Raw genomic sequence first — 7,271 nt, forward strand, 5'->3', positions numbered from 1 at the left:
ATACCAGGTAAATAAAAAAATATTAAGGAGACAAAAGATTAATGGATTTTAAGGAACTACATTTAAATGAAAAAATTTTAAAAGCTATCGACGATATGGGATTCGAGGAGCCATCCAAAATACAGTCGGAAGTAATACCTGTTTTGTTAGAAGGTTTTGATGTAATAGGACAGGCAGAGACAGGTACCGGCAAGACGCTGGCGTACGGTGCACCTATCATAAACAATTTTAGTTCAAATGATGGGAAAGTGTTTTGCCTTGTTTTGACTCCTACTAGGGAGCTCGCAATACAAGTAAATGATGAATTGGCCCGCATTGGGAAGTATTCTAAAGTGAGATTGCTTCCTGTCTATGGTGGCGTGCAAATAGATAGGCAGATTAAAGCAATAAAAAGAGGTGTAGACATCGTTGTAGGTACGCCTGGGAGAGTTTTGGACCTTATAAAGAGGAATGTGCTTGACTTAAAGAGTGTAAGGTACCTTGTCATAGATGAAGCAGATGAAATGATGGATATGGGGTTTATAGACGATATTAAAGAAATTATAAACCATACAAATAAAGAAAGACAGACAATGATGTTTTCTGCTACGATGCCAGATGAAATAAAAAATCTTGCAAAGAAATACATGAAAAGCGATGCGAAATTTATTTCTATCGTAAAAAAGACTATGACTGTTTCAACAGTCCAGCATTTTTATTACGAGGTAAAAAACCAAGAAAGGTTTGAATCTATTTGCAGAATATTAGATGTTGAGGAGCCGTCAAGCACGATAATTTTCTGCAAGACAAAAAAAGAAGTTGATGAGCTTACAGAAAATATGCAGTCAAGAGGATACAATGTTGAGGGAATGCACGGCGATATGAGCCAAAATCAAAGGATAAATACGCTTAGGAAATTCAAAGAAGGTATTTTGGATTTCTTGGTAGCGACTGATGTAGCAGCAAGAGGCATAGATATTGAGAATGTGACACATGTCATAAATTACAATCTGCCACAAGATGTAGAATCGTACGTTCACAGAATTGGCAGGACGGGAAGAGCAAATAGAAGCGGTGTTGCTTATACATTAGTAACATCAAGGGAATATCCAGCATTGAAGAGGATAGAAAAAGCTACACGATGCAAAATAAAGCGAAAAGAACTGCCAACTGTAGATGACATATTGGAAGTCAAGTACAATAAAATGATAGCTGAAATCAAAAAGACATTGGAGAAAAATGATTATAAACGGTTTGTGCCATTGGCAATGGAGCTTGACGAAGAATACAATCTTGTAGATGTTGCGGCAGCTTTGATGGATATGTATTATGGGGAAGATGTATATAGAAATGATATTGAACGGGATTATTTAAGGCTGTTTATCAATTTAGGAAGAAAAGACAAATTCAATAAGAGGACGGCAATTAAGCTTTTTTCAGATTGCCGCATCTCAAAAAATGATATACAGGATATAGACATATTTGAAAAATTTTCGTTTGTAAATGTGGCTAAAAGCGCTGCAAAGAATATAATTGACCAATTATCTGGTAAGATAATCGATGGTAAAAGAATAAACGTAGAGATTTCAAAGCCCAGAAACTAATTTAAAAGACTGCCAATATGGCAGTCTTTTAAATTAGTTATATGCTTAAATAAAGTGATTTATTATACTCATCCATGAGAGTATTAATTAATTCTTTGACGGGTATTATCTTATCCGCTCTATAGGCATTGGATCCAGCAAATGCAAATCCATTTTCCATTAGCCCCTTTTGAGCGTTTATGAGTGCTTGTGATATACAGTAAGGGCTTTTTTTATAGTCACACGTCTTAATGCAGTGATACAAACATTTATATGGTTTTCTTTCACCTGATTTTACATCATTAAGGAACTTATTAATGATTGCTCTACCTGGCATACCGACAGGACTCTCTATTATAGCTATATCTTCTTTTTTGCAGTTGAGATATGACTTTTTAAATTCATCTGACGCATCGCATTCATCGGTTGTGACAAAACGCGTGGCCATTTGTACACCAGCAGCACCCATTTTTAGATATTTGTATATGTCTTCACCTGTATATATTCCACCAGCGGCAATAACAGGTATTTGCTTTCCTGAAATCTCCTCATATTGCCTTGTTTCTTCTAATACGCCTTTTAATATTTTATCAAGAGAATAGTCAGGATTTGATATTTGCTCACTTGAATATCCTAAGTGACCACCAGCCATTGGACCTTCAACAACAACAGCATCTGGAAAATAATCGTATTTTTGCAGCCATCTTTTTGCTATAAGATTGAATGCCCTTTCAGATGAAACAATAGGTACTAATTTAGTCTTAGATGTTTTATTCAAAAATTTAGGGAGATTTAATGGGAGTCCTGCGCCGGAAAAGATTATATCAATGCCTTCATCTATTGATGCTTTAACCATGTCAGCAAAATTTGACAGTGCCACCATTATATTAACGCCAATTATACCTTTAGTTTTCTCTCTGGCTTTTTTAATTTCCTTTCTAAGTGCCCTTATATTTGCTTCAATGTAATTTGTAGCAAAATCTTTTTCCAGCATGCCGATACCTGCTGCAGATATTACACCGATGCCACCTTCATTGGCGACGGCGGAAGCGAGATTGCTTAGTGACACTCCTACGCCCATGCCACCTTGGATTATTGGCAATTTTGCTACTAAATCGCCAATTTTTAAACTTTTAATATTGATATCTATCGTAAATTCCTCCTCATATGATTTTATAAAGTTACTCTAACATTATTTTGATGGAGAGTCAAGAAAAAAATTTTTAAAATATTAAATCAAAAATTTTTAAAATATTAAATCCTTTAATCATGTTTTTTAAGAATCAATCAAATACAGTTGTAACAAGTGAACTGATTACAATGGCATTTCTCATTTATGCTCTTTCATATGCGATTTCAGTAAAAATATACAATTTACGCGAATTCTAAGGTTTAATTCGAATTATATGAGGGCTTCACAAGAGATTAAATAATTTATATACTATATGTGTAGCAAATAAAGGGAGAAGGAGTGCTGAATGTGTTTGAGGCAGTTATTTTTGATATGGATGGCGTATTAATCGACAGTGAACCGCTGCACATACAATTGGAAGAAGATATTTTCAAGGAAATAGGAGCCAATATATCTTTTGAGGAGCATATTTCGTTTGTGGGGACAACGTCTCACTATATGTGGGAATACGTAAAGAATAAGTGCAACGTACCGTTTACAGTAGAGGAACTCGTTGAGATGGACAGAAAAAGGTATTTTGATTATATATCAAAACACGATGATGCAGTAAAGCCTATAGTAGGTGTAGACGAGCTTGTAAAAGAATTGCATAAAAGAAACATGAGACTTGCAGTTGCTTCATCATCACCTATTGATGTAATTGAAATTGTTGTAAAAAGACTCAAGCTTGAAAACTATTTTGACGAGCTTGTATCAGGTGATTTTGTAAAGAGAAGTAAGCCATATCCTGATATTTTTCTTTATGCGGCAGAAAAACTTAATGTTGCACCTGAAAGGTGCATAGTAATAGAGGACTCAAATAAAGGAGTTTTGGCTGCAAAAAGTGCTGGCATGAAAGTAGTGGGATTTATAAATCCTAATTCAGGTAATCAAGACATAAGTATGGCGGACATGGAGATACGTTCATTTTCTGAATTGGATTACGAAAAATTGCAAAATATATAAAATTGTTACATATGCTTGGAGGATTTTTAAGATTTGTGTAGAAATATATATTTGTTGTGTATTGTTGGAACTTTGAAAGGAATTGATATAATGGAGCAGTACGATGTTTTTCTTATAAATCCTCCATCGTCAAGTATGAAAGATAAATACGAACATTTAGGACTTGCATATATAGCAGCTTTTTTAAGAAAAGAGCGCATCAGTGTAAAGATAGTGGATATGCCACTTTATGATTTATTTCCAGACGATGTTGTCTACGATATAAAGCAAAACAAGCCAAAATTGATAGGTGTAAGCATACCATTTCAGGATGGTGCAATTGAAGCTTTAAGGTTCATAAAAAAAATAAAGGAAACGGGCTATAAGGGGCATTTATCTGTAGGTGGCATATACCCCACTTTTTCATACGATGAGATATTGATGGAGTGCCCTCAGATTGACACAGTTGTTTTAGGCGAAGGAGAGCTTACCTTTACAGAACTTGCAAAAAAGATACTAAATGATGAAGAATGGAAAGACTTAGAAGGCATAGTTTATAAAGACGGCGATACTTTAAAGGCAAATGACAAAAGACCTCTCATAGATGACCTTGATAGTATGCCGTATCCTGAAAGAGATACGCTTCCGATAGTAATCTTAAAGTCAGGTTTTGCCTCTATACTAACATCAAGAGGATGCTATGGAAGATGCAGCTTTTGCAGTGTTGGACCATTTTTTTCTCAGTTTGGTCAAAAATATAGGCAAAGAAGCGTAGAGAATGTCATTGATGAGATAAAAATACTATATGAAAAATACAATGTAAGAAATTTATTTTTCAACGATGCTGAGTTTGTAGGCGGTAAAGGTAAAAGTTATGAAAGGGCATATAGATTGGCTGAGGAGATCATACGAAGTGGCATGAATATCAATTTTAGCATACAGTGCAGAGTAAACGATGTAGACAAGGAGCTTTTTTCTATTCTAAAAAAGGCAGGGCTTAAAAGGGTATTTTTAGGCGTCGAATCAGGATCGCAAACAGTACTTGACCGTTTTAAAAAAGATGTAAGGGTTGAGGACAATATAAATGCTTTAAAGATTTTAAATGATTTAGATCTTTATATATCGATGGGATTTATCATGTTCGATCCGCATATAAATTTTAAAGAGCTTAGCGAAAACATCTCTTTTATAAACAATGCTGTAAAATTGATAGGAAAGGAAAGGCTTGACTATTATCCTGTAAGTAGACTTTTGCCTTTAGCAGGTACAGAAGTTGAAAGAGATATGAAAGAAAAAGGCTTGTATAAGGGTAATTCTTTAAACTACAATTATGAATTCGATGACAAGACTATTGGATTTATTTACAATTTATCACATAGCGTGTTCAATTTAGTTGGCAATTTAAAATCAAGGTTTAAAGGGAGCGATATCAATACTAAATGGATAAAAAGATAAGCCGAAAGAGGCTTATCTTAATCATATATTGTATTTCTTTCATATCTATAACCTGTGTGATCTATGGTATTTGCTACTTTAGCTTTTTTAGGCAGTTTGACGTCCTTTAGGACTTCTTCTTTGAAGTTTTCGAAAGTAAGGGCATCAGTTACTCTTCTTTTGCAATTCTTTACACATGCTTGACACCCGATACATTTTAATGGATCGTAAACTGGTTCAACTTGACCTATGATGCCTATGTCTTGCATGTGAGCTTTTATGCAATCATTGGGGCAACCAGTGACTGCGTTTTTACGAGATAGTCATTAGGGTATATTAACTTTTCTATCTTTAGTGCAAGTGCTGTCGTGTCGTAGTTGGCAAATGGGCATACCCGATTACCGATGCAAGATGATACGTTTCTCGTGCCTGCGGCAGGGTATCCTCCTTCTTCATCTTCTATTTGGACGCCTTCATCTCTTATAATAGGAGATATAAGCTCATTTATCTCATTGATTTTTTCCATAGGTATTCCTGGTATTTCAAATCCTTGCCGTGTTGTAATGTTAACAATTCCATTGCCATACTTTTCAGCTATTTCCTTTATTATGTCGAGATACTTTATATTTAGATCTCCGCCGGGAACCCTTATTCTAAGAGCTGTTATGCCTCTTTGCTTTGTCACTCTGTAAGCATTTTTCTTTAAGAGTTTTGTGTCGATATCGAGAATCATAATTTCACTCCTTTAATCGAGAAGTTGCTTGGATTTTGTATAGTTGAATACAGGACTTTCAAGGCAAACGTATGTTTCATTTATCTTGCAATGGCGACATTTTCCTATGCCACATGACATTTTTCTTTCGAATGATACACATATATTTACCTCTGGTATACCTCGCTTTAAAAATTCAAGGCATGTAAATTTCATCATCATAGGTGGACCTACGACAATTACGATCGTATCGTCGGGGCTTTCGATATTTAAATCTGGTATAAATTTTGTGATTAAATCAATATTTCCTGTCCACGTTTCATCGCCATTATCAACGGTCAATAAAACATCAAATTTTTCCTTCCATTTTTTTATTTCATCTTCAAAAAGTATGTCTTTTGGAGACTTAAAACCTACCAAAATATTGAGTTTTTTTATTTCTTTAGGATTTTTGCAATACCTATTTATTATGCTTTTGACTGGTGCGAGACCTGTACCGCCAGCATCGATCACTACATTTTTATTTTTAAAGGATTCTACAGGAAATCCGTAGCCATATGGCCCTCTTATAAACAAGAAATCTCCAGGTTTTAATTCTATGTCTTTATATGAAGATATCTCCGTATGTCACAAGATCAGTATCAGAAAATGCACCTTTTCCTTTTAACCTTATATGAGCGAATATTTTGTAATTTTTGCTTAATATTTTCAGGGCATCATCAAAACTTTTTACATCTAATTCAGTACCCATCATATCACCTCGTATTGCTGTTTTCATGGCTAATGGTTATTTATTTAACAAAATTTTATCATAAAATCGAAAATTTTTATGTGATATATCTCACAATTAATGTACTCCCTCAAAAGAGGGAGCACATTAATTGTATATTTGCTTTGAAGTGCAATTGCTGTAATTATGATAGTGGTCTTTATCGTAAGATGTTCTACCATCCATCTTGTGGACGTGGCCGTCTTTAGTCCTTATGGCAGGTCCTGTGTATCCATTTATATAGTGTTTGTGATTTTTGGCTATAGACGTATACCCAGAATAATAGTGTATATGACTTGTGCCATATGGTATGGCATAGCTGGTACATCCTTTGTAATCGTGGTTGTGCTCTAACACTGTACTTGTAGTGCCAAAATAATCATGGTAGTGTTTATCTCCATCTGACATAATATATACCTCCAAAATATATTATTGTATTTTACATTATATGTTTGATGTTGATATAGTGATAATATATAAAGATAAATGAAACGATTAAAAAATGCTTTTTCGTTTCTTAAATTGGTAATATTTAACTATAAATGAGAAAATTCACTAACATAAATTATCATAACAAACTTACATGAAAAAATTTAATAAAAAATAGAGACAAATGCTCGCTTTTATGGTATTTAATATGTTGTTACACTATAACAATATTAACCATAGGAGTGGAGC

9 protein-coding genes are annotated in these 7,271 nt (G+C 34.2%); 3 read left to right on the forward strand and 6 right to left on the reverse strand.

Features of this window, described 5'->3' with window-relative positions:
* Nucleotides 1-41: 41 nt before the first annotated feature.
* Nucleotides 42-1,583, forward strand: coding sequence for a DEAD/DEAH box helicase (locus HNR52_RS10040; RefSeq protein WP_435620516.1), 1,542 nt, complete (start codon nt 42-44; stop codon nt 1,581-1,583).
* A gap of 37 nt (nt 1,584-1,620) precedes the next feature.
* Here the strand turns inward: HNR52_RS10040 and HNR52_RS10045 are convergent, their stop codons facing one another.
* Entirely contained in the window at nt 1,621-2,664 is a 1,044-nt protein-coding gene (locus HNR52_RS10045; RefSeq protein WP_435620517.1) for an NAD(P)H-dependent flavin oxidoreductase, read from the reverse strand.
* Nucleotides 2,665-3,042: 378 nt separating this feature from the next.
* On the opposite strand from HNR52_RS10045, the gene HNR52_RS10050 reads away from it, so the two are divergent.
* Both HNR52_RS10050 and HNR52_RS10055 read left to right on the forward strand, forming a co-directional pair.
* Nucleotides 3,043-3,699 carry an HAD family hydrolase gene (locus tag HNR52_RS10050; protein ID WP_435620518.1) on the forward strand — a complete coding sequence of 219 codons (657 nt, stop codon included), beginning with the start codon at nt 3,043-3,045 and terminating at the stop codon, nt 3,697-3,699.
* Nucleotides 3,700-3,732: 33 nt separating this feature from the next.
* The gene (locus HNR52_RS10055; RefSeq protein WP_013786948.1) at nt 3,733-5,133 is read left to right on the forward strand and encodes a B12-binding domain-containing radical SAM protein; all 1,401 of its coding nucleotides are present in this window, start codon (nt 3,733-3,735) and stop codon (nt 5,131-5,133) included.
* 17 nt (nt 5,134-5,150) lie between these two features.
* Here HNR52_RS10055 and HNR52_RS10060 read toward each other — a convergent pair whose 3' ends face one another.
* From HNR52_RS10060 to HNR52_RS10080, 5 genes are all read right to left on the reverse strand, one after another.
* Nucleotides 5,151-5,381 (reverse strand): 4Fe-4S binding protein, encoded by a 231-nt coding sequence (locus HNR52_RS10060; RefSeq protein ID WP_435620519.1) that lies wholly within the window; start codon nt 5,379-5,381, stop codon nt 5,151-5,153.
* 8 nt (nt 5,382-5,389) lie between these two features.
* The gene (locus HNR52_RS10065; RefSeq protein WP_435620520.1) at nt 5,390-5,845 is read right to left on the reverse strand and encodes a ferredoxin-like domain-containing protein; all 456 of its coding nucleotides are present in this window, start codon (nt 5,843-5,845) and stop codon (nt 5,390-5,392) included.
* Nucleotides 5,846-5,857: 12 nt separating this feature from the next.
* Nucleotides 5,858-6,400, reverse strand: a complete 543-nt coding sequence (locus HNR52_RS10070) for an iron-sulfur cluster-binding protein (protein ID WP_435620521.1) — start codon at nt 6,398-6,400, stop codon at nt 5,858-5,860.
* A 28-nt stretch (nt 6,401-6,428) separates the two neighbouring features.
* Entirely contained in the window at nt 6,429-6,575 is a 147-nt protein-coding gene (locus HNR52_RS10075) for a hypothetical protein (RefSeq protein ID WP_435620522.1), read from the reverse strand.
* Between the two features lie 126 nt (nt 6,576-6,701).
* Entirely contained in the window at nt 6,702-7,001 is a 300-nt protein-coding gene (locus tag HNR52_RS10080) for a YmaF family protein (protein WP_013786949.1), read from the reverse strand.
* Nucleotides 7,002-7,271: the final 270 nt, after the last annotated feature.

The sequence above is a fragment of the Thermoanaerobacterium thermosulfurigenes genome, assembly GCF_051201035.1.
GTDB lineage: Bacteria > Bacillota > Thermoanaerobacteria > Thermoanaerobacterales > Thermoanaerobacteraceae > Thermoanaerobacterium > Thermoanaerobacterium thermosulfurigenes.

Excerpts from the sequence above, each read along its gene's own strand:
- HNR52_RS10080 (WP_013786949.1), bottom strand. The coding sequence starts at position 7,001 with ATGTCAGATGGAGATAAACACTACCATGATTATTTTGGCACTACAAGT.
- HNR52_RS10060 (WP_435620519.1), bottom strand. The coding sequence starts at position 5,381 with ATGCAAGACATAGGCATCATAGGTCAAGTTGAACCAGTTTACGATCCA.
- HNR52_RS10075 (WP_435620522.1), bottom strand. The coding sequence starts at position 6,575 with ATGGGTACTGAATTAGATGTAAAAAGTTTTGATGATGCCCTGAAAATA.
- HNR52_RS10040 (WP_435620516.1), top strand. The coding sequence starts at position 42 with ATGGATTTTAAGGAACTACATTTAAATGAAAAAATTTTAAAAGCTATC.
- HNR52_RS10065 (WP_435620520.1), bottom strand. The coding sequence starts at position 5,845 with ATGATTCTCGATATCGACACAAAACTCTTAAAGAAAAATGCTTACAGA.